We start from the raw sequence: 22,532 nt of genomic DNA on the forward strand, positions 1-22,532 counted from the left end.
GCGGCGCCCCCTCACTCCACGTATCTGTATCTGGACCTGGCGGTCTGCTTCAGCCGGTAGCTCGACGGGCTGGCGCCGATATACTGCTTGAACATGCGGCTGAAGAAATAGGGGTCCGAGTATCCCAGTTCAGCCGCGGTTTCCTTGACGGTCTGACCCAGCCCGAGCCGGTGAACCGCGTATTCCATGCGTTTCAGCTCAAGGTACTTTTGCGGGGTCATGCCGATGCGGTCCCGGAAGGCCCGCCGGAAATAGTCGCGGTTGTAGGGCACTTCGGCGAGCGCCTGCTCCAGCCCGCCGTCATTGAGCGGGTCCGCGGCGAGTTTCGAGGCAAGCAACATGATCTGCAGGGAAAGCTGCCCCTGGTTCGCGAGCAGCTCGACCTCCTCCCGCCATCCCAGGAAAGCGTCGTCCAGAAAGGCGAGCAGCATCACCATGAACTGGTGATGCTGGACAAGCGTCGGGCTGGTGGTGGCGGCCGTTTCGCGGTAGTGCCGGACCAGCGGCCGCAGCACCGGCCAGTTGCTGAGCACGACCTTGCGGTCAAGCGTCATCTGGTCGACAAGGTCGGCGCGTCCGAACAGGTCAAGAGTGAAGTGCTGGGCGACCCCGGTGTAGTCCTCCCTGCCCGTATTGACGCCCCGAAACCGCTCTCTTGCATGGATCAGAATTGCTTCGCCCTCCTTGAGGGCAATGCTTTCCGCGCCGATCGTGTATTGCGCGTTGCCCGTCAGACAGAAAACCAGATCGTGGACCGGGTTGACCTTGTCGATCCGCCAGCTGGGCGAGTGCTGCATGCGAATGGGGGTGCGGGCCAGGCGCAGCGAAAAGGCCTGCACCGGAATCCGGTAAAAGGGATTTTGTTCGGTTTTCTCCATGTTATTGTTTGTTAGCCTTCATTCGGGTTGCTGATCGTGAACGCTACAATGAAAACTGAAACGGCAGGCATTTTCACGAAATGCCGCCTGTTCTGGGGGGAGAATGTGCCATTCGCGCACCGTGGCGGCAATGCCTGTCACCGGTCGTCTGGTGCTATTTTGCGAAAAGACATGAAATATTTCGAATATTCAAAGTCCGGACTGGCTCTCCGCTCCGGCGAAAGGGCAGGCGGTCACGTCCCGGCCGCCGAAACTGCAGATCCGATGCCGGTTTCCGGGCTGCGCCATGATACCCGTTCTGCACCGGTGATCCGGGTTTCCGCCGAGACGGCAAACCCGGCGGAGACCGCATGATGGGAGGGGACAGCAGATATCTCGGCTATTTTTACGTTGCGCCCTATGTCGCCGGCCTGCTCCTGTTCACGGCGTTTCCCTTCGTCGCGTCCTTCTACCTGAGCTTTACCGACTATGACCTGTTGTCCTCGCCGAAATGGACGGGTCTCGACAATTACACCAAGCTCCTGACGCGGGACCGGACCTTTGAAAGGTCCCTGAGCGTGACGCTGCTCTACGTGTTCCTGACCGTGCCGATCAAGCTGGTGTTCGCGCTGTTGATCGCGGTGATCCTCAATTACCGGCTGAAGGCGATCAACCTGTTCCGCACGGCCTACTACGTGCCGTCCATTCTGGGAGGCTCGATCGCGATCGCGGTTCTGTGGCGCTACATCTTCGCCGAAGCCGGGCTCGTCAACATGATCCTTGGCGCCGTCGGCATCGAGCCGATCAACTGGTTCGGCGATCCGCAGAACGCCCTGATCACCATCACGATGCTGAGATGCTGGCAGTTCGGCTCCGCAATGGTGATCTTTCTCGCCGCGCTCCAGTCGGTCGACAAGTCCCTGTACGAAGCCGCCTCGATCGACGGAGCCAACCACTGGCACCTGTTCCGCTACATCACGCTGCCGCTGATCACGCCGGTGATCTTCTTCAACCTGATCATGCAGACCGTGCAGGCGTTTCAGGAGTTCAACGGGCCCTACATCATCACCGGGGGCGGGCCGTTGAAGTCGACCTACCTGCTGCCGCTCTACATCTACGACAAGGCGTTCAAGAGTTTCGACATGGGCTATGCCTCCGCGATCGCCTGGGTTCTGTTCGTCATCATCATGGTTCTGACCGTCGTCGCCTTCTGGTCCTCCAGGAAGTGGGTCTATTACGCCGGCGACAGGAGGAGCTGATCATGACGTCATCCGTCGATTTCAACACAGGCAGGGCGGTGCGCGGCGACGAACCGGCAACGGCCATCAACATCAAGCTGCGCCGCCGCCGTCTGGTTTCGAGTGTCCTTCGCTATTCGGTCCTGACCATCGTCGGGCTGGTCATGCTGTATCCGCTGATCTGGCTGATCGGCGCGTCGTTCAAGACCAACGCGGAAATCTTCGCCAGTCCGTCCTTCTGGCCGGATCAGCCGACGCTGTCGGGCTACATCAACGGCTGGGAAACCTCGACGCCCTACACCTTCGCCCGGTTCTTCTGGAACACGTTCCTGATCATCACGCCCAAGGTCATCGGAACCGCGATTTCCTGCACGCTGGTCGCCTACGGCTTTGCCCGGTTCGACTTTCCCGGCAAGAAGATCCTGTTCGCGACTGTGATCGCGACGCTTCTCCTGCCGAATGTGGTCACCCGGATCCCGCAGTACCTGCTGTTTCGGGACATCGGCTGGCTGGACAGCTTCCTGCCCCTGTGGGTGCCGTCCGCCGTTGCCGGAGATGCGTTCTTCGTGTTCATGCTGATCCAGTTCCTGCGCGCGATCCCGCGCGACATGGAGGAAGCCGCGCGGGTCGACGGGGCGAACACGCTGCAGACGCTGGTCTATATCGTGGTGCCGCTGCTGATGCCGGCGATCATTTCGGTCTGCCTGTTTCAGTTCATGTGGACCATGAACGACTTCCTCGGGCCGCTGATCTACATCTCGTCGGTCGAAAACTACCCGGTCAGCCTGGCGCTCAAATTGTCCATCGACACCACCGAGGCGTTCGACTGGAACCAGATCCTGGCAATGTCTGTGCTCACGCTGGCGCCGTCGCTGGTGGTGTTCTTCATCGCCCAGAAATACTTCATCGAGGGGATCTCCACCGGAGGGGTCAAAGGCTAATGGCTGAGCTTCAACTCAAATCGGTCGAAAAGACCTATGGCGGCGGCTTCAAGGCGGTCCACGGCATCGACCTGACCGTGGCGGAAGGCGAGTTCATGGTGCTGGTCGGCCCGTCCGGCTGTGCCAAGTCGACGACCCTGCGGATGATCGCGGGCCTGGAAACCATCACCGGAGGGGAGATCCGCATCGGCGACCGGCTTGTCAACGACGTTGTTCCCGGCAAGCGCGGGATCGCGATGGTGTTCCAGAACTACGCGCTCTATCCGCACTTGAAGGTCCGCAGCAACCTGTCGTTCGGCTTGCGTCTCAAGAGGCGGCCGAAACAGGAAATCGCGGGTGCGACCGGAGATGTTTCCAGGGTGCTTGAAATCGAGGAGCTGCTGGAACGCCTGCCCAAGCAGCTTTCGGGCGGACAGGCGCAGCGCGTGGCCGTCGGCCGGGCGCTGATCAAGCAGCCCGAGGTGTTTCTGTTCGATGAGCCGCTGTCGAACCTGGACGCGAAACTGCGCGCGTCGATGCGGGTCAGGATCACCGATCTGCACAAGCGGCTCAGGGCCGAGGGCCGCCCGGCCACGGTCGTCTACGTTACCCATGACCAGGTGGAAGCCATGACGATGGGGGACCGCATCTGCGTCATGCGCGAAGGGCACATCATGCAGGTCGCCGATCCGACAACGCTCTACCAGAGGCCGGCGAATGCCTTTGTCGCGGGCTTCATCGGCATGCCGGAGATGAACCTTGTCGACGCGGTGCTGACGACACAGGACGTGCCGCATCTGACCGTCGGTGACCAGACGATCAGCATTGAGACCGGTCTCGCCGACCGGCTGAGCTTGACCGAAGGGCCGGTCAAGCTCGGCATCCGGCCGCAGCATCTGCAACTGCTCACGCCGGGAACCGATAACGCCCTGCAGGGCGAGGTCACCGCAGTCGAGTTTCTCGGCCATGAAATCAATGTCCATTTGAGGGCGGCGGATGCCGATTTCGTCGCGGTGGTCCCCAGCGATCACCTCGACGCCATGCCACGACGCGGCGATCGTGTCGCGGTCAAACCCACCGGAGCGAAGGTTCATCTTTTCGACCGGTACAGCGAAGAAAACATCTCGCTCGGATAACCCCGAAAAATTCTGTCATGGGAGGATGAAATGACACGATTGAAACAGAGCCTGAGCGTGTTGCTGGCAGCAACATCGATCACGAGTTTCGGGTTCAGCGCCAATGCCGCCGAACTGCGCATGAGCTGGTGGGGCGGCGACAGCCGCCACGAAGCGACGCAGGCGGCCCTGAAGGTCTGCGGCGAGAAGCACGGCCACACGATCAAGCCGGAATTCACCGGCTGGTCCGGACATCTGGAAAAGGTCACGACCCAGATCGCCGGCGGTACCGAAGCCGACATCATGCAGATCAACTGGCCCTGGCTGCCGCTGTTTTCCGCCAACGGGGATGGGTTCGCGGATCTCAACGACCTGTCCGGCACGCTTGAGCTGGACAACTGGACGGACGGGCAACTTGCCTCCACCACGGTGAACGGCCACCTCAACGGCCTGCCGGTCTCCACGACGGGGCGGGTGTTCTTCTTCAACAAGACCACCTTCGACAAGGCCGGTGTGGCGCTGCCGACGAACTGGGACGAACTCTTCACGGCGGCAACGCAGATCCGCGAGAAGCTCGGCGACGCATATTTCCCGATGAATGCCATCGCGGAAACCGCGGCGCTGCTGGTGTCCCTGCAGACCACCCAGATGACGGGCAAGGACCTGATCGATCCCGAAACGGTCACCGTGGCCTGGACACCCAAAGAGCTGACCAGGGCCATCGAGTTCTACGGCAGGATGATGGAAACCGGTGTCACCATGACCCAGGAGGCCGCAAACGCGGCCGGCAACGCGCGGCTTTATGAAAAGCCGGAATGGACCGACGGCCGGATTGCGGGATCCTATGAATGGGATTCCACCTTCTTCAAGTATTCCGACCCGCTGCAGGAAGGCCAGGAACTTGTTCCGGTGAAACTCCTGAAGGAAGATGGAGCCGTCACGGAAGGGGTCTACCGCAAGCCGTCCATGATGTTCTCGATCTCCAAACGGTCGGAGAACAAGGAGGCGGCGGCGCAGATCCTCAACTGCCTGCTGAACGAACCGGAGGGGATTTCTGCTCTCGGCACCACCCGTGGCCTGCCGGCGTCGAAAGCCGCGGCGAGCCAGCTTTCGGAAGCCGGCAACATCCGTCCCGAACTGGCGGCCGCCAACGCCATCATCATGGAAAGCACGGGGCCGACGGTGTCGCCGCTCAACGAGCACCCGGATGTGCGCACCGTCTTCCTGGACACGTTGGAAATGTACGCCTACGGCCGGCTCGAAGCTGCCGAAGCGGCACAGGAAATCATCGACGGCGTCAATGAAGCCATCGAAGACTACCGTTCCTGACCGGGTGACCGACTGACTGCCTGGCGGCCGGAGTGCCCGGCCGCCAGGCTTCAAACGAAGTGTCCTTTTCCATGCACATGTCCCTCATCGCACGGTCCTCGCGGACCGCGACGCTGCTTCTTGCACCTGACGGCGCGGCTTTCTGGCTGCCCGAGACGGTCCCCTATGCCGTGACGTCCGAAGACGGCGTCACGGTCCACGCCAGTGCCGCCGACAGGACGGTGCTTCAGCTTGACGGGCTCGATCCCGATACGACCTACACGCTGGCAACCGCGCAGGGCGAGGTGACCTTCACCACGCGGCCCTGTTCCGGCCAAGTCGACATTACCGATTTCGGGGCCGATCCCGGCGTTCCGGACAATGCCGGTTCCCTTCAGCGCGCCATCGACGCGTTGCCGCCCGGCGGCACCCTTGTGGTTCCTGCCGGCAGGTTTTGCACGGGACCGCTTTTCCTGCAGTCGCGCATGACGGTCTACTTGCGGAAAGGCGCTGAACTTGCGGCAGTCAGCGACTGGCGTGAATGGCCGATCCTGCCGGAAAGGGACGACGCGGGGCGGGTCATCGGCACCTGGGAAGGACTTCCGGAAAAAAGCTTCGCCGCGCTCGTCAACGCGATCGGGTGTGCCAACGTCACGCTGACGGGGGAGGGCATTCTCGATGGCGGCGGCGACAGGGGGGACTGGTGGCGCTGGCCCAAGGAAACGCGCCGCGATGCCCGCAGGCCCCGGACGGTTTTCCTGGCCCATTGCAGCGATGTCGAGCTGACCGGATTGACGGTGCGCAACGCCCCGTCGTGGACAATCCATCCCTATTGCTGCCGCAATGTCGTGGCCGCGGCCCTGAAGATCGTCAATCCGCCGGACAGCCCGAACACGGATGGTCTCAACCCGGAGAGTTGCGAGAACGTTTCTCTGACGGGACTTCATTTTTCCGTCGGCGATGACTGCATCGCGGTGAAAGCGGGCAAGCGGCACGGTGCGCGCACCGATCATCTCGCCCCGACACGAAACCTCACCGTCTCGCATTGCCTCATGGAACGGGGCCATGGCGCGGTCGTGCTGGGCTCTGAAATGAGCGGCGAGATCACCGATGTCTCGATCAGGAACTGCCACTTTTTCGGCACCGACCGCGGATTGCGCATCAAGACGCGCCGGGGCCGGGGCGGCAAGGTGGCGCGCGTTGTGATGTCCGATGTCTCGATGGACCGGGTCGCGACAGCAGTCTCCGCCAATGCCTTCTATTTCTGCGACGCTGACGGCATGAGCGATCAGGTCCAGTCCCGCCTTCCGGGAAAAGTGACCAGCAGCACGCCGTGTGTCGAGGACATCACCATCGCGAATGTCGTGGCGTTGAACGTTCAGCTTGCCGCGGTCGCCCTGCTGGGACTGCCCGAAGCCCCGTTTGCCGGCATTCGCATCGAGAACATGCAGGTGAGTTTCGATCCGCAAGCGGAGGCCGGTGTTCCACTCATGGCGGCCGGTGTCGCGGCCTGCCGCCACGCGCGTCTTGTTTCCGAATTTGCCGAAGTCACCGGCAGCGTAAGCATAATCGACGGGGACCCTCTTGATGCTGACTGAGTTTTTCGACCACTACGCGGCGGCCTACAAGCCTTACAAGGGCGGCAACTGGTGCTATGAGGACGGCCTGATCTACAGGGGCCTGGAACTGCTTCACATGGTGACCGGCGAGGACCGCTGGCTTGCCCATGTCAAACGCCTCGCCGATCGGCAGATCCTCTCCGGCCCCCGGCTCGCGGGCTACAACCTGTCCGAATACAATATCGACAACGTGAAGTCCGGCGGCACGCTGCTGTATCTTCACGCGCTGACCGGCAATGCGAAATACATGCGCTGCGCGGAGCTTCTTGCCGCGCAACTGGCCTCCCAGCCCAGGACCCGGTCGGGCGTCTACTGGCACAAGCTCCGCTACCCCTGGCAGATCTGGCTGGATGGTCTCTACATGGCCGCCCCCTTTCAGATCGGCTACGCGCATGTGAGTGGCCGGCAGGAGCTGGTGACGGACGCGCTTGCGCAGATCAAGACGGCGCTCAGGGAAACCTTCGTGCCTGAAACCGGGCTCTACGCGCATGGTGTCGACGAAGCCCGGCAGCAGAAATGGGCCGACCGCGAGACCGGTCGTTCCAGGGCGCACTGGGCCCGCGCGCTCGGCTGGCTGGCCATGTGTCTGGTCGACGTTGCCGACCTGGTCGGCCCGGAGGCGTTTTCGCCGCTGGAAGTGGAAACGACCGCCCTCATGAAACGGATTCTCGAACTGCAGACGTCCTCCGGCCTGTGGCTCCAGGTGATCGATGCGCCCGACCTTGCCAGCAACTATCCGGAAATGTCCGCGTCGGCGATGTTTGTCTATGCCCTGGAACGGGCGCAGATGCTCGGACTGATGGCACCGATCCATGAGGACCTCTTTTCCCGGCTGTGTAAACGGGCCGTCAAGACGGACAGCGACGGCAGGCAGTACATGACGGGCATCTGCGAGGTCGCGGGTCTTGGCGGTTTCGAGGGGACTTACCGGGACGGGACATCCGGCTACTACCTCAGCGAGCCGGTCGTCGATGACGATTCAAAGGGCGTGGGCCCGCTGATGATGTGCGCGGCCCTGTCGATCATGAACCGGAAACCGGAACAGCTGGCTGCGGCGACCTGAAACAGGGTTCCCAAACGGGGATAGGTTCCGTTCACCTGTGCGTGATAATTTCCCTCGAAACAATGCTGGAGAGCTGGCAATGAAGGGAATTGTCTTCAACGAATTTTTCGGACTGGTGGATGAAACCTTCGGTCCGAACATGACCGAGACAATAATTGTCGATGCGGACCTTCCGAACGAAGGCGGGTATACCGGGGTCGGCCATTACGATGCCTCCGAAATGCAGGCGCTTGTCGGGCACCTGAGTGCCCGCACCGAGGTCCCGGTCCGGGACCTGCTGCTTGCCTTCGGAAAATACCTGCTGAAATCGTTCAGCCGGAACCATGCAAATTACTTTCAGTCCTGCAGCGACATTTTCCAGTTCGCTCAGGCCATTGAGCACCAGATCCACGTGGATGTGCTCAAGCTTTACCCGGATGCCGAATTGCCGCGTCTTGCGCCAACTCTGGAAAGCGAAACCAGGCTTTCGCTTCTGTACCGCTCCAGCCGGCACATGGCCGATCTGGCGGAAGGCCTGCTGCTGGGGGCCATTGAGCACTACGGCGAGACTGTCGATCTGGAACGCACCGATCTGCCCGATGAAGACGGCGATCAGGTCGCGCGGTTCACGCTCAGGAGGAGATGACCCTGGAGCAGCTTTCCTATGAAGCCCTGGAGCGCCGCCTCGCCCGTGAGAAACAAGCCCGCCTGGCCGCGGAAGGGCTGCTGGAGAAAAAGAGCCTCGAGCTCTTTCAGGCCAATCAGGACGTCGCGGAGCAGGCCGAACTGATCGGCCGCGAGCGCGCGGTCCTTGGCGCCGTTTTCGATGCACGTCCCGCCGCACTCATCCTGACCAACAGCGCGCTTGAGGTCGAACGCCTGAATCCGGTCGCACGGGGGCTGTTCGCCTTGCCGGACGGAGCTGCGCCGGGCCAGTCGCTGCCGGACCTGCTTTCGGGATCCGCCGGCTTTCTGGACTGGGTCCGGGCACGTGCCGGGGCGCAGCCGGAGATCGATGACAGCACCGTAGAGGGATTTGCCAGGCAGGCGTCCGGCGAAGAGATTCCGGTCAGGATCTCCTGTTCGCTCATAGGATACAATGACCTCAGGCTCTGGATCATTCTCGACATTCGGCGGCATCTTGCCGCCAAGGAGGAAAAGAAGGTTCTGGAACGCAGCCTTGTTCAAGCGCAGAAGATGGAAGCGCTGGGCACGCTCGCCAGCGGCGTCGCGCATGAGATCAACACGCCGATCCAGTATATCGGCGACAACGTCAGTTTCCTTCAGGAAGTGTGCGGGGCCGTCGGCGCGTTTCTCGGCGCTGTCGACGGCGCGCTGGCAGCGGAGGGGGAGCCGGTCAGCCGAGAGCAGCTGGCGGCGACCCTGGCCGGCAAGCGCGCGGAACTCGACATCGATTACCTGCTGGAGGAAACCCCCTCGGCAATCGCGCAATCCCTTCACGGACTGAAACAGGTTGCCTCGATCGTGTCCGCCATCCGCGAGTTCTCGCATCCCGGCGACACGGAAATGACGCCGGTGGATCTGAACGCGGTGATCGACACCACCCTGTCCGTTACCCGCAACAGCTGGAAAAACATTGCCGAGGTCGAGCACGAGCTGGATCCCGATCTTCCGGGCTTGCTCGGCCACGCGGGGGACCTGCATCAGCTGATCCTGAACCTGATCGGCAACGCCACCGACGCGATCGCCGAACGGGCCCCCGCCGGCGGCGGGAAAATCCGCATCTCGACCGGTCTGGAACGGAACAATGTCGTCATCCGTGTGCAGGACAACGGCACCGGGATCAAGGATACGGACAGGACCCGTGTTTTCGATCCGTTTTTCACGACCAAAGCCCCGGGAAAGGGTACCGGTCAGGGCCTGGCGATCGTCTTCAAGATCGTGAATGTCGGCCATGGCGGCCAGATCTCGGTCGACAGCACCTGGGGCGAGGGCACCACTTTCACCATCCGTTTGCCGCGAAGCGAGGGCTGACGGGGAAGGGCCTTCAAAGGCGCCCTTGCCGCCGGCTCACCGGCACAGGACGTATTGCCTGAACTCCTCTTCCGGCAGGCCCAGTGCAAGCAGCAGGTCCGGTTTGATGCCGGCAACGTCCCGGCCGAGAAGCTCCTTGCCGGTGCGCCTGATGGCTTTCCTGGTATTGGGGCCGAGCGATCCGTCCGGCTTGCCCGAAGTGATGCCTTTCGCGTTCATGGACGCCTGCACCTTGCGCACCAGCCCGGCATCGTATTCGTCAACCTGGCCGCAGAATTCCCCGGGAACACCACTCAATGCGAGACTGGCGGGGATGCTTTTGAACATGGCCGCGTAGTTCCGGAATTTCTCGGCGAACGGATTGTTCCGGCAGGCATCGATGAAGAGGAGGCTGATCGGGACCTCCTCCATGACGGTCATGATGGATTTCAGCTGCGTTATTTCCCGCTCGATCGACGTTGGAGTGCACAAATCCGCATCCACCGGGATCAGGTAGTTCTGCCCATCCTTCATTCCTTTCACAACGTATCGCGAAATGATGCGATTGAATTTGACTGAAGTTATTCCATCCGAAGCGGTTTTCTTCAATGGCTGCCCGGTTGAACGAACCGGATCCGGTCTCCGGCGTGGTTCATGTTCGAAGACCGGTCGGGCCGGGACAGGCCTGCCGGCCCGGTCTTCGAAAACATCGTCCCCAAATGAGGATATCGGTCCGGAAGACGATAGGCGCATATAGCCGCCGATGCCACGCAGGATCTTCAGGACCTTTCGGGCAGCAGCGGAGACATGAACATGGTCGGCAGAAATCTCCTTCCCGGTGCGCCCGGAAGCGCAGCCCTTTTGATTTGCGGGATCGGTGCCGTTGTGTTGCTGGGCGGTGTACTCGGTTTCCTGAGCTCGACCGACGCGCTCAGGACACAAAACGCGCGTCAGCAGGCCTTGGCCTATCTGTTCCATGCGCCGTCCGAACTGACCAGCCTTCAGTCTGTCCTGCTGACCGCCTCCGGTGACGCGAATCGCAATGGCGCCCGCGAAGCGCAGCAGCATTTCCAGAAGACGCTGGACGGTTTTCAGGCCGTGGCCGCCCAGGCACCGCCTTTGCCCATGGCACCTCACGGCGACCTCCGGGACCTCCTGTCAGGCATCGCCGATGACCTGAAAAAGGTCCGCGAGGACGTTGCAGTTCTCGAACATTCCGGCCCGAAGGCCGATGTCGTTGGTCTTGCCGGGAGGATCGGTGACGCCGGCGAGAAGTTCGATGCCGTCGACTGGGACCGGATCGAGACCCTTGCCGCGCAAAACCAGGAAGCATTCGACAACCGGGCCGACCGGCAGCTCCTGCTGCTGATCGCGATCCTTCTGGTCATTCCGGTGCTGCTGCTGGTGAGCCTGTTTCAGGGCTGGAGTATCCGGCAGCAGCGGCGGGCGCTTGAACGCAGCGACATCCGGTTTCGCCAGATGTGCAATACCGACACGCTTACCGGTCTGGAGAACAGGGAAGCATTCCTGGAACGGGTCAACGAAGCGTTCACGGACCGGCCGGAGGCACAGGGCTATGGCGTGGTTGTTCTGAAAATCAGCGGCCTGAACAATCTCAATGTCCAGTTCGGCTACAGTTTCGGAGATCGGGTGATCGGGATGCTCGGCCAGGACCTGTCGGACTATGCCGGGTTGCTGCATCATCGCAACATGATCGCGCGGACCGGCGGGGCGGAATTCTCTCTGCTGGTCCGGGGCGTGGAGACCGTCACCGAGTTGCGCATTCTGGCGCTGATGCTGCTTGCGATCGTCAGCGCGGCCAAACAGTGCGGCGACATGTGTATCAGTCTGCAGGGGCATGCGGGCGTCGCGCTTGGCGGCCCGGCGGTGGGCTGCGCGCGCGACCTGTTGTTGCGGGCGGACCTTGCCATGCAGGAGGCCGCCACTGAAAGCGCCGACGGTGTCGCGGTCTATTCCCAGCCCTTGCGGGCGGCTCAGCTGCGCAAGAAAAAGATCGAGGACGAGCTGCAGTCGGCAATTGAATTCAATCACATCTACCCGGTCTATCAGCCGCAATTCGACCTGCGGACCGGCAAGATGGTCGGTATGGAGGCACTTGCGCGCTGGAACCACCCCGAACTCGGCATGATCCCGCCGCCGGAATTCATCGCCGCATCCGAGCGGGTCGGCGGCATTGTGCAGATCGGCCGGCATATCCTGAAGACGGCCTGCGAGGATGCAGTGACCATGCGCGGCAACCCGTGTGTTTCCGTCAATCTGTCCGTCCTGCAGATCGTTCAGGACGATGTGCCCGAATTCGCCAGGAGCGTGCTTCTGGAGACCGGCCTGGATCCGGGACGGCTGAAGCTGGAAGTCACGGAATCGGTCATTATCGGCGACAGCAGAACGGTCTACGAAACGCTGACCCGGTTGAAGAGGCTCGGTATCGCCATTTCGCTGGACGATTTCGGCACGGGCTATTCCGCGCTGTCCTATCTGACCGACTTCGACTGGAACGAATTGAAGATCGATCGCAGTTTCGTCGCCAAGGCGCTGCAGAGCAACCGGGCGCGGGACGTTGCCAGGACGGTCGGCGCGCTGGCGAAGCAGATGGATGCGCGCCTGACCGTGGAAGGGATCGAAACATCCGGCCAGCGGGACCTGTTCGCCTCGATCGGCTATCAGGTTGCCCAAGGGTACTTCTACAGCAAGCCGCTGTCCTTCGGTAAAATGAACAATTCGCCTTATGTGCTGACCACCCGTGATCGGCTCAACTGAGAACACTCGAGCTTGATGGGACCTTGTCCGACCACTCCCGCAGACCGTTCCAGCTTTCCGGAAAGCCGGAAATCCGGAAAGACGGAACGAAAACAGGTCGGACAGGGTCCCGTCAACCCAGGCCGTAAAAACAGGCCGGCAACACAGGCCGGCAACACAGGCAAACAGGTTTCGGTTCAGGAGAGGTCGATCATTATACAATTGCTTACCTTGTGAAGCTAACGTCGCGGGATGAGTGGTGACAGGAAGCTTGTTCTTTTCGTTGACGACGAGGCGATGATGCTGAGTTCCCTGCGGCGGGTCCTGAGACCGCAGCAGGAACGCTGGGACATGCGCTTCGAGAGCGATCCGCGCGCGGCAATCGAGCTTGCGAGAGAAACGCGGTTCGACGTGATCGTCAGCGATCTCAGGATGCCGGTATTGAACGGCATCGAGATGATCGGCCGAATGCGCGAGACAGGCTCGAACGACACCGAATACATGTTGCTGACCGGCAACGCCGACCTTGCCTCCGCGATCGATGCGATCAATGAAACGGGGGTGTTCCGGTTCCTGACAAAGCCCTGTGCGTCGGAGAACCTGATCGAGGCCATCGAGGTGGCCCTGGCCGCGGTGGCGGCCCGGCGGGAGCAACCGGGCCACATGGCGACGGCGGCTCTTGCGGCCATGACCCCCGCCGTTGCGGTCGTCGACGGTGCCGGCAAGGTCGTCTATTTCAATGAAAGCGCCGATGAGGTTCTGAAGTCCCACCGGGGCATCGTGGTCGACAGGAACGGCACGGTGTACGTGTCCGGGACCCAGGCCCGCACCGAATTCCGCGAGGCGGTGAAAAAAGCCGCCGAGGAAATGGACGTGTCGCCGAAGTTCGTCACGGTGTCCGATCCGGAGGATTTCGAACCGCTGATGGCGGTGATCACGCCGGTGGGCCAGGGTCGGGCAGCGATCATGTTCACCGTTCCCGGCCGGTCCGTGCCGCCGTCCGTCGACAGCCTTGTCGAATTGTTCGGCCTGACCCGTGTTGAAGCGGTGCTTGCCCAGACCATCGCAAGCGGGGGAACCGTCGAGGACGCGGCGACGAACTGCAATGTGACCCTGGAGACCGCTCGGACCTACCTGAAACGCATTTTCCAGAAACTGGGCGTGAGACGTCAGGTCGACCTGGTGCAGCTGATCCTGACAACGCCGGCGGCTCTGATCCGGTCCCGTTAGGAGCTTGCCTGCGGACCGTCCCCAATTGGGGATACGCAGAGCTTCCCGTCCCCGCTATCTTCGCGCGCAACAACCCTGAAGGAGCGTGAGAACTGCGATGACGAGAAAGGTGAGCGTCCTGTTTGTCGATGACGAGCCGAACATCCTGAGCGCGGTGCGCCGGCATGTTCGCCGATACCGCGATGAATGGGATCTCCATTTCGCGCAGGGCGGCGTCGAAGCGGTCAGGGTGATCACCTGCGAGACCGTCGACATCATCGTGACGGACATGAAGATGCCGGAAGTCGACGGCACCCGGCTGCTCGAGTGGATCTCCGAACATCACCCGAAGATTATCCGCTTCGTGCTGTCGGGCGAAGCGAAGCCCGACGAGATCTACCGCATCGTCGGGCGCAGTCACCGTTTTCTTGCCAAACCCTGCTCCCCGGAAGCCATCGTGGCGGGCATTCGTGATGTCGTCGATGCCCAGCTTCACGACCAGCTCGAAAACGGCGCGGTCGAGATGTCGATGCTGGACAGGCTCGGAACCCCGCCGGGCATCGTCACCGAACTGCAGGCGCATCTGGAACAGGAGGAACCTTGCCTGGACCGGATCGCCGATATCGTCCGCAAGGACCCGAGCCTGTCCCTGCGCATGCTGCAGTTGTGCAACTCGGCCTATTTCAAGCAACCCTTCCCGACGTGCAGCATCCGAAAGGCCGTCTCGCATGTGGGCGCAGACAGGCTGCGGGAGTTGCTCGAGGCCGGCAGGCTCGGTCAGCAGAGCCGGGCGAAAGCGGGCGAAAACGCTGCCGTTACGGAAGCGCATTGCCTGGCCAGGGCGACGATGGACGCCTGCGCCGAGCTGACACAAAAGCCCGACTCGCTGTCGGCGGCCTATGTGGTCGGCCTGGGGCTTCGCTGCAGCGCGGTCGATGCCTCCGGCACGCTTGCGCAGGCCGCGTTGCGCGCCGCCTTTCTGACGGTTCTTCTCGGACTGCCGGAAATTCTGAGAAAAACGCTTCTCGGGCTTGCCGAAACCAATGCGCAAGCTCCCCAGGAACACTGGCCGAAACTGATCGCGGGCGCCATCGCCGCGCAAGAATTCCAGACCCTATCGAGCGAGGCAGTCACATGAGCGAGAACCGCAAAGTCCTTCTGGTGGACGACGAAGTTCACGTCCTTCACGCGGCAAGCCGGGTCCTGCGGAAATTCGTCGACGTGACGACCGCGGACGGTCCCCAGGAAGCCCTCAAGCAGATACAGACCAACGGGCCGTTCGCGGTTGTGGTGAGCGACCAGAACATGCCGGGGGTCGACGGCATAAAGCTGCTCGGGATCATCGCCCGGAAAGCACCGTCGACCACGCGGGTCATGCTGACGGGCAACAACGACCAACAAACGGCGGTGAGCGCCGTGAACGACGGCCGCATCTTCCGCTTCGTGACGAAACCTTGCGATTCCGAGGATCTGAAAAAGGTCATCGAAGCGGGGATCGATCATCATCAGGCCATGGTCGCGGAGCGCGAACTGCTCGAACAGACCCTGTCGGGCAGCATCAAGATGCTGGTCGAGATTGTCGCCATGTCCCGCCCCCACGCACATCTCAGGGCCTCGCTCATTCAACGGTGGACGCGCATGGTCAACAAGGCGCTCGGATCGAAACCCTCCCTGGAGCAGGGAATCTCGGCCATGCTGTGCACACTCGGTTATCTGACACTGCCGGACAGTCTTGCCGACCGCTACCTGAACGGCGACAGCCTGACACCTGAGGAAAAGCGTGTCGTCAACGAGGCGGCGGCCCAGGCGCGCGACCTGGTGCTGAACATTCCCCGCATGGAAGGCATCGCAGATGCCATCTACTACTGCAGGAAAGGCTATGACGGCAGCGGCTTTCCGGCGGATGATGTGGCAGGGGAAAACCTGCCGGAGGCGGCCAGGATCCTGTGCGCGCTCATCGATCTCGCCGAAGTGGCGACAGGGCCTGCACCTTCGTTCGAGGAGTGCATGGCGGAGCTGGAACAAAATGCGCCGCGCTACGATCCGGCCATCCTGGAAGCCATGCACCAGGCTCTCGGCGGAGATCAGGTGTTCGCCGGGAATGCAGAAGCGGAAAAAGTGAAGGTTTCGGTCACGGAACTTGCTGCCGGCGACACGCTTGCCTCCGATATTCGCGATGCGGAAGGACGGCTTCTGCTGGCCGCGGGCAGCCCGTTGAGCGCAGTGACCATCAAGAGATTGCGCTCGGTGGAATCCCTGGGCGAGCAGGATGCCCAGATCGTGGTCTGGCGCCAGAGCGTGGCGCCGTCCGAGACCGAAAGCGACCCGGCCTCCGTTACCTGAAAATTCACCATCACAGAAAGGAGGACAATCTATCCCTAAATGGGGATCGTTCCACAGGAGACCGGTTGATACGCTTCTGAAAACCGGAAGGAACCCCCATGCGGCATCATTTTACACTCTCCAAGCCTCTCAACTCTTTGCGGATTTGCGCCCTGCTCCTGGGTGCGTCCGCAGTCTTTTTTTCCGGTGGACGGACAGCGACCGCCGAAAAGGTCTATTCCCTCGGTGTCGTCCCGCAGCAGTCGGCGACCCGTCTCGCCCAGATCTGGATCCCGTTTCTGGACCGGCTCGAGCGCGAAACGGGTTACAAGTTCAAGTTCGCGACCGCCAAGGATATCCCGACATTCGAGGCCTGCCTTTCGGACCAGTCCTATGATTTTGCCTATATGAATCCCTATCACTACACGGTCGTCCACGAGACGGCCGGCTATGAAGCGTTCGCGCATCAGGCCGACAAGAAACTGAAGGGGATCCTTGTGACCCGGTCCGACAGTTCCGTGGCCGCACTGGAAGATCTCGAGGGTCACACCCTGGCGTTTCCGTCGCCGGCGGCCTTTGGCGCGAGTGTCATACCGAGAGCCGAACTGAGCGCGGCAGGCGTCAGTTTCGAAGCGGCCTATGTAAAGTCACACGACTCGGTCTATCGTGCCGTGGCGCTTGGCGTCTTTCCGGCCGGCGGCGGTGTGCTGAGAACCTTCGGCAATCTTCCCGAAGATCTCAAATCGCAGCTCCGTGTGTTCTACCGGACCGAGGGTTATACGCCGCATGCTTTCGCGGCCGCGCCGGCCGTGCCGGCTGACGTGCGTGAAACGGTTGCGGCGGCCATGACAGGCCTGGCCGACGATGCCGTGCTCGGAGCGCTCGGAATGTCCGGTTTCGTCCCGGCCGGAGATGCCGCCTGGGATGATGTGCGTGCGTTGAACCTGACCGCCGGCCAGACGGAGATCGCGTCGGCAGGAGAAGAGACATGTCATTCAAACTGAAGACCATTCTCGGCATTGCCCTGATCGAGGTGTTCGTTCTGGGCATTCTTGTCCTGACCAGCCTCAACGACTTGCGGTCCTCGAACCAGAATGAACTGCGCACCCGGGCGCAGACCTCCGCCAAGCTTCTTGCGACGATGACCAGCGATGCGGTGGTGGCACTCGATCTGGCGACCCTGGACGTGCTCGTGGACCAGGCGCTTGCCAATGACGGACTGATCTATGTCCAGATCCGCAATTCGAACGGGCTGGTGCTTGCCGAAGGCGGCAGTGTTCCCGTCGGCCTGCCGGATGACGTCGGCACCCTTGAGGACATCCACGTGGAAGACGAGCGGTTCGATGTCAGCGTGCCGATCGAAGTCGGCCAGACCGGCTTCGGTTCGGTCCGGATCGGTTTGTCGACCTCTCTTTTGAACGATGTGGTTGCGGCCGGCACGCGCAGAATGCTGACGATCGCGGGTCTTGAAGTGTTGCTGGTCGCCATTTTCGGCTATTTGCTCGGCACGGTCCTGACGCGGCAACTCAGTCATCTCAGGGACGGAGCCGTGCGCGTCGCGGCAGGTGAATTCGGCTATCACATGCCGGTCAGGGGCAATGACGAACTGGCGCACACGGCCAGGGCGTTCAACAAGATGTCGACCGCACTGGCGGATTATGACCGGATCTCGAAGAACGAGAAGGACGAGGCGGAAGCCGGCCGGAAGTTCGCCGAAACCCTGTTGCACAATGCCATCAACAGCGTGTCGCAAGCCATTTTCATCGTAGGAGAATCCGGAGAACTCCGGTTCGTCAACAGGGCCGCGCTGGATCTTTACGATCTCGACAGCGAGCGCTGCAAACCGGGCGATCTGTTCGAAGATGTTCTGCTGACCGCCTATGCGGCGGCTCCGGCCGCGGAGGCCGACGGTCAGGCCGAGGTCGTCCAGGACCGCCTCAGCCGGCTTGAAAGCGGAACGGTGCAAAGCTGGCAAAGCGTCTGGATGGAGGGCAGGGCCCTGCTGCATACACAGAGGCCGATCGTTTCCGGCGGTTTTGTCATGGTCGACACGGATGTGAGCGAACTTTACGAAGCCAACGAGAAGAACCGGAGGCTGGAGCTGGAACTCATGGAAACGCACAAACTGGAGTCACTCGGTACGCTGGCGAGCGGTGTCGCTCATGAGATCAACACGCCGACCCAGTTCATCGGCGACAATCTCAAGTTTCTGCGCGAGTCCTTCACGGACCTGGCTGACTTCATAGATGTGGCGGACACGCAGTCTCCGGCGGACAGGGCCGCCCGGCTCGAAGACATGGACTGGTCCTTCCTGAAGGATGAAATTCCCGCAGCGCTCGGGGAAGCGGCCGAAGGTGTCGAGTCGATCGGAAAGATCGTGCGGTCGATCAAGGAATTCGCGCATCCGGACGACACGGAATGCACGGAGACCGACCTGGTCAAGCTGATCGAGAACGCCGCCACCGTCTCACGGTCCCAATGGCGCCACAGCGCCGATCTGGTGTTTGAGCCTGATTGCTCGGAAATGATCGTTCCGTGTTATCCGGGGGACATGTCGCAGGTGATCATCAATCTGATCGTGAATGCGGCCGACGCGATCTCCGAACATTCCCAGAGCCAGGACTACGCCGGCGGCAAGGGCGAGATCAGGATCGATCTGAAACGGGACGAGGAGGTCTGCACGATCAGTGTGCGGGACAACGGGCCGGGCATTCAGGCGGACGACCTGCGCCGGATCTTCGACATGTTCTTCACGACGAAGCCGCCGGGCAAGGGCACCGGTCAGGGGCTGGCCATCTGCAAATCCATTGTCGAAATCAAGCACCGCGGCAAGCTGCGTGTGCGGTCCGATGGCGGTGAAGGCAGCGCATTCGTGGTCAAGATCCCGGTCACGCCGGGCAGCCCGAACCTGACCGGCACAGCACGCTCCGAGGCCGCCTGACACCCGGCCGGCAGAGGCCGGGCCAACGAAATACTGCGAAGCCTTTTGCAATTGACCGGAACCGGTTTGCAGCTTGGAAAGAGGCACTCGGCATGATCGGTGCCGCGAATCGCGGTGGGGTGGATCGCGCGCGCGGCGCAAGGGTCCCAGTGAAAGTCTTCCGGCGGGCCGCTTCAGGCCTTCCGTCATTTTCAGGCTTCCATGAGAGCGGATCTTGCGGGACGGAGCCGTTCCGGCTCCACAGTCCTCAATCCCTCGTCCACCGTCCTTCGTACCGTGACCCTAGAGGCTCTGGCCCAGGCCCTGGTCCCACGTCCTGTGGCCCTGGTCCTGCGCATTTCGGGACCGCGCATGAACCGGGTAAGCCCACTGCGTACACATAGGTCAACTGCGGAGAACAAGGAAATGGCGTCGCCTCGCGGTGTCAGAGTGTTTGACCGGGCACGGGCCCGCTTTCTGCACGCTTGTTGGCGGGGTTCCGACATTGCCGACGCCATGTCGTCTTCATTCAGGAGTGCGTGACCTGGTCGGCGAACGCTTTTTCCGCGCGAAGGGGCAGGGTCAGGCGGACCGTGGTGCCCTTGTCCGGCGTTGACTCCATGTCGATCCGGCCTTTCAGGTTCTGCACGATCATGGTGTAGCAGAGCGAGAGCCCCTGTCCCGTTCCCCGGCCGGGTGCCTTGGTCGTGAAGAACGGGTCGAACACCCTCGCAAGCACGCTTTCGGGCATGCCCGCACCATTGTCCGTCACGGTCACCACGGCGTTGCGTTTGGTCACGAAGGTCGAGATGCCGATCTTGCCGTGTGCCTCGAGGCCGGCTTCCTTGCGGTCCTCGATCGCGTGTGTCGCGTTGACGATCAGGTTGATCAGCACCTGCCGCATATGGTCCGACGCGCCCCTGATGAACGGCAGGTCACCGAACAGGTCCAGATCGACGCCGGCCACATATTTCCACTGGTTCTCGGAAACCGTGACCGCGTTTTCTATTTCGCGGTTGATGTCGATTTCACCGTCGCTGTCGCCCGCCGGATGCGAGAATTCGCGGATGGCGCGGACGATCTTGCTGATCCGTTCCAGCCCGACCTGGGACTGGTCGAGAGCGTCCGGCAGATCCTCGGTGAGGAAGTCGCCGTCCATTTCGGTCCATTTCCGGTCGGCGCACTGTTTCAGGCCGGAAAGCGCCGCCGCATCCGCCGGTGCCTCGGCCAAGGCGGTCCGCAGATCGCCGGCATAGGTGAGCAGTTGATCCGCCGCATCAGCCAGATAGCTGAGATTGTTGGTCACATACTGCAGCGGCGTGTTGATCTCGTGGGCGACGCCGCCGGCAAGCGTGCCGAGGCTTTCCATCTTCTGCCGGTCGCTCAATTCGAGTTCCAGCCGCGACCTGATCTCTCCCTGTTGCCGGCGTTTCAGAGCCTGGTCGACAATCGGGACGATGCGCAGGAACAGGCTGAGATCCTGCGAATTGAAAAGTGTCCGGCCGGGCGACCTGTAGAGTACGAGAAGCGCGCGCGCGTCGCTCAAGCCCAGCCTGCCGGCCAGAAAGGAGCCGTGCCTGGTCCTGGTGTCCTGGAGGCCGGGCACCCGAGTGCTGTCCGCGATGATGCGGGGCGCCTTTTCAAGGTACTTGCGAAAGGCGGGCAACTCCGGCCAGAAGCAGTAGTCGGCGGTTTCGGGCGAAGTCAGGGCGGGCGTGGTTCCATGGCTGTCCGCGGCGGCCAAGGGTGCATCCGGGTCGAAGACGATGGCGGCCTCGTCGAGTTCGAACAGCCGGCACAGGCAGTTCAGCATGATTTGCGGCAGGCCTTCCTCGTCGGACTCGTCCGTGAGCACCTTGAGAACCTGCATCACGCATTCGCTCTCGCGCCTGCGCAAGGTCTCCTTCTTGCCCAAACGGTCCAGTTCCAGCAGGGCGTCCCGCAAATCTTCCTCATGACAGGTCATCATGTTTCTCCGAACAGCGCGGCGGAAATCATCAGATTGCCGTGCCGGGTTTCCGCGTCGAGAACAGGCCCCTGTTCTCCGAAAGTGAATGCGGTGATGAAGGGGACGCCGGGAAGGGCCTGGGTGATCTGGCCGTGGACCTCGTTCATCCGGTCCCTGACGGTGAGCATGCAGCCGGCGCAATAGACAAGGATTGCGCCCTTGATGTCGCCGGGGTTGAGCTCAATCATGTCCATCGCCGACCTGCAGACATTCCCGGGCCTGTGAATGAGCGATTCAACGGTGCCCTCCATCAGGTGCAATTCCTCGCCCTCGGCCACATTCGTGGACAGGCTGATGCCGCCGTCGGGCCGTGCGGTTTCCGGATGGCTCAGCACGAACATGGACGCACCGGCCAGATTGCCCCTGCGCCGCCCGAGCGGCGAAAGCGTCGTTGCCTGCAGGATATTGACGGTGTGCGAAGCCGGATCGGGGATCGGATTTGCGCCGGGAGCGTCCATCGCCGGGCCGTTCCATTCCCGGTAGAGATCGAGGGCGGGGCGGTTGTCCAGGCTGTAGACCACCCTGCCGCGGGCGCTGGTGACCGTCGCCTTGCGGTCCGTCGGCCGGTATCCGCTGTGAAACGCCGTGCCGATCCGCAGAGGGGAAAACCAGGCGCTGACGACGAGACCGGCCGCGGTGGTGCTGTCCCTGTCAAAGACCTGCCAGCCGCCGGAAACCGTGTTGTCCGCCGCCGAGCCGCCGACAATCGGCACGCCGCCGCCGACCACGGACTGAATGCCGGCAATGATCGCCTCCTCGTCTCCCGGAGCGGCGCTCACCCACACCAGTTGCGGGATTTCTCCGAACCGGTCGACGGATGCCATGGCGTCCCGGATCGCATGTGCCGCGGCCTCTCCAGGGTCGCCGTTGTAGTCGCGCAGGCCGGTGCCGGTGTCTCCTTCGCCATCACGAAAGGTCCAGATCGCCATGCCCGCGTCCGGTGCCGAGCAAAGACGCTTGTCGGTCATGGTTCCCTGGCAGGAGGTTGCGCCGTGAAGGGCGGCGGACGGATAACGATCGCGCAGGCATTCCCGGATGATGTCGACGTCGAGCGCGGCGTTCACCTGGATCATGACAAGGTCCGGATCCGGATCCGGGGCCTTGTCCGGGGCCTTGTCCGGGTCCTGGCCCGGATCCGGCGCAGCGCCTGCTTCAAGCTGGCTGAGACAGTCCCGGACCGCGGTGCGCGGGTCCCGGTCCAGGCTCGAGGCGGATGCAATGGTCACCATCTTGTCGTCTCCCG

The 22,532-nt window shown here is 62.1% G+C and carries 19 protein-coding genes; 15 read left to right on the plus strand and 4 right to left on the minus strand.

Annotated features, from left to right (window positions below):
* Positions 1-11 precede the first annotated feature (11 nt).
* Positions 12-878 (minus strand): helix-turn-helix domain-containing protein, encoded by an 867-nt coding sequence (locus tag AC0VX3_RS08170; protein WP_475524286.1) that lies wholly within the window; start codon positions 876-878, stop codon positions 12-14.
* Between the two features lie 27 nt (positions 879-905).
* Here AC0VX3_RS08170 and AC0VX3_RS08175 point away from each other — a divergent pair, with 27 nt between their 5' ends.
* The 9 genes from AC0VX3_RS08175 to AC0VX3_RS08215 all read left to right on the plus strand — a co-directional run bounded on the left by AC0VX3_RS08175 (position 906) and on the right by AC0VX3_RS08215 (position 10,094).
* Positions 906-1,232, plus strand: a complete 327-nt coding sequence (locus AC0VX3_RS08175; RefSeq protein WP_475524287.1) for a hypothetical protein — start codon at positions 906-908, stop codon at positions 1,230-1,232.
* Entirely contained in the window at positions 1,232-2,116 is an 885-nt protein-coding gene (locus AC0VX3_RS08180) for a carbohydrate ABC transporter permease (protein ID WP_348150424.1), read from the plus strand. The genes AC0VX3_RS08175 and AC0VX3_RS08180 overlap by 1 nt, the downstream gene beginning before the upstream one ends.
* Positions 2,117-2,118: 2 nt before the next feature.
* Positions 2,119-3,036, plus strand: coding sequence for a carbohydrate ABC transporter permease (locus AC0VX3_RS08185; protein WP_475524288.1), 918 nt, complete (start codon positions 2,119-2,121; stop codon positions 3,034-3,036).
* Positions 3,036-4,151: an ABC transporter ATP-binding protein gene (locus AC0VX3_RS08190; protein ID WP_475524289.1), complete on the plus strand. Its 1,116-nt coding sequence runs from the start codon at positions 3,036-3,038 to the stop codon at positions 4,149-4,151. The genes AC0VX3_RS08185 and AC0VX3_RS08190 overlap by 1 nt, the downstream gene beginning before the upstream one ends.
* Positions 4,152-4,181: 30 nt before the next feature.
* Positions 4,182-5,459 carry an ABC transporter substrate-binding protein gene (locus tag AC0VX3_RS08195; protein ID WP_475524290.1) on the plus strand — a complete coding sequence of 426 codons (1,278 nt, stop codon included), beginning with the start codon at positions 4,182-4,184 and terminating at the stop codon, positions 5,457-5,459.
* Between the two features lie 71 nt (positions 5,460-5,530).
* Positions 5,531-7,036, plus strand: a complete 1,506-nt coding sequence (gene pglA / locus AC0VX3_RS08200) for a polygalacturonase PglA (RefSeq protein ID WP_475524291.1) — start codon at positions 5,531-5,533, stop codon at positions 7,034-7,036.
* Positions 7,026-8,120, plus strand: a complete 1,095-nt coding sequence (locus AC0VX3_RS08205) for a glycoside hydrolase family 88/105 protein (RefSeq protein WP_475524292.1) — start codon at positions 7,026-7,028, stop codon at positions 8,118-8,120. Before pglA ends, AC0VX3_RS08205 begins: the two co-directional genes overlap by 11 nt.
* Before the next feature lie 79 nt (positions 8,121-8,199).
* Positions 8,200-8,745 carry a heme NO-binding domain-containing protein gene (locus tag AC0VX3_RS08210; RefSeq protein ID WP_475524293.1) on the plus strand — a complete coding sequence of 182 codons (546 nt, stop codon included), beginning with the start codon at positions 8,200-8,202 and terminating at the stop codon, positions 8,743-8,745.
* A complete protein-coding gene (locus AC0VX3_RS08215) occupies positions 8,742-10,094 on the plus strand; it encodes a sensor histidine kinase (protein ID WP_475524294.1) in 1,353 nt (450 codons plus the stop codon). The genes AC0VX3_RS08210 and AC0VX3_RS08215 overlap by 4 nt, the downstream gene beginning before the upstream one ends.
* A 36-nt stretch (positions 10,095-10,130) precedes the next feature.
* Here AC0VX3_RS08215 and AC0VX3_RS08220 read toward each other — a convergent pair whose 3' ends face one another.
* A complete protein-coding gene (locus AC0VX3_RS08220) occupies positions 10,131-10,607 on the minus strand; it encodes a peptidoglycan-binding domain-containing protein (protein ID WP_475524295.1) in 477 nt (158 codons plus the stop codon).
* Between the two features lie 279 nt (positions 10,608-10,886).
* Between AC0VX3_RS08220 and AC0VX3_RS08225 the strand changes: the two genes are divergently transcribed.
* From AC0VX3_RS08225 to AC0VX3_RS08250, 6 genes are all read left to right on the plus strand, one after another.
* Positions 10,887-12,851 carry a putative bifunctional diguanylate cyclase/phosphodiesterase gene (locus AC0VX3_RS08225; RefSeq protein WP_475524296.1) on the plus strand — a complete coding sequence of 655 codons (1,965 nt, stop codon included), beginning with the start codon at positions 10,887-10,889 and terminating at the stop codon, positions 12,849-12,851.
* Positions 12,852-13,082: 231 nt separating this feature from the next.
* Positions 13,083-14,060, plus strand: coding sequence for a DNA-binding response regulator (locus AC0VX3_RS08230; RefSeq protein ID WP_348150135.1), 978 nt, complete (start codon positions 13,083-13,085; stop codon positions 14,058-14,060).
* 97 nt (positions 14,061-14,157) lie between these two features.
* Positions 14,158-15,177: a response regulator gene (locus tag AC0VX3_RS08235; RefSeq protein ID WP_475524297.1), complete on the plus strand. Its 1,020-nt coding sequence runs from the start codon at positions 14,158-14,160 to the stop codon at positions 15,175-15,177.
* On the plus strand, positions 15,174-16,382 hold the full coding sequence (locus AC0VX3_RS08240; protein ID WP_475524298.1) for an HD domain-containing phosphohydrolase: 1,209 nt from the start codon (positions 15,174-15,176) through the stop codon (positions 16,380-16,382). The genes AC0VX3_RS08235 and AC0VX3_RS08240 overlap by 4 nt, the downstream gene beginning before the upstream one ends.
* Before the next feature lie 98 nt (positions 16,383-16,480).
* A complete protein-coding gene (locus AC0VX3_RS08245) occupies positions 16,481-17,365 on the plus strand; it encodes a phosphate/phosphite/phosphonate ABC transporter substrate-binding protein (protein WP_475524299.1) in 885 nt (294 codons plus the stop codon).
* Entirely contained in the window at positions 17,350-19,302 is a 1,953-nt protein-coding gene (locus tag AC0VX3_RS08250; RefSeq protein ID WP_475524300.1) for an ATP-binding protein, read from the plus strand. Before AC0VX3_RS08245 ends, AC0VX3_RS08250 begins: the two co-directional genes overlap by 16 nt.
* Before the next feature lie 508 nt (positions 19,303-19,810).
* Here AC0VX3_RS08250 and AC0VX3_RS08255 read toward each other — a convergent pair.
* Positions 19,811-21,250, minus strand: coding sequence for a sensor histidine kinase (locus AC0VX3_RS08255; protein WP_475524301.1), 1,440 nt, complete (start codon positions 21,248-21,250; stop codon positions 19,811-19,813).
* On the minus strand, positions 21,247-22,518 hold the full coding sequence (locus AC0VX3_RS08260) for an FIST signal transduction protein (RefSeq protein ID WP_475524302.1): 1,272 nt from the start codon (positions 22,516-22,518) through the stop codon (positions 21,247-21,249). Before AC0VX3_RS08260 ends, AC0VX3_RS08255 begins: the two co-directional genes overlap by 4 nt.
* Positions 22,519-22,532 lie beyond the last annotated feature (14 nt).

Source organism: Roseibium sp. QJM3NY_11, assembly GCF_056173175.1.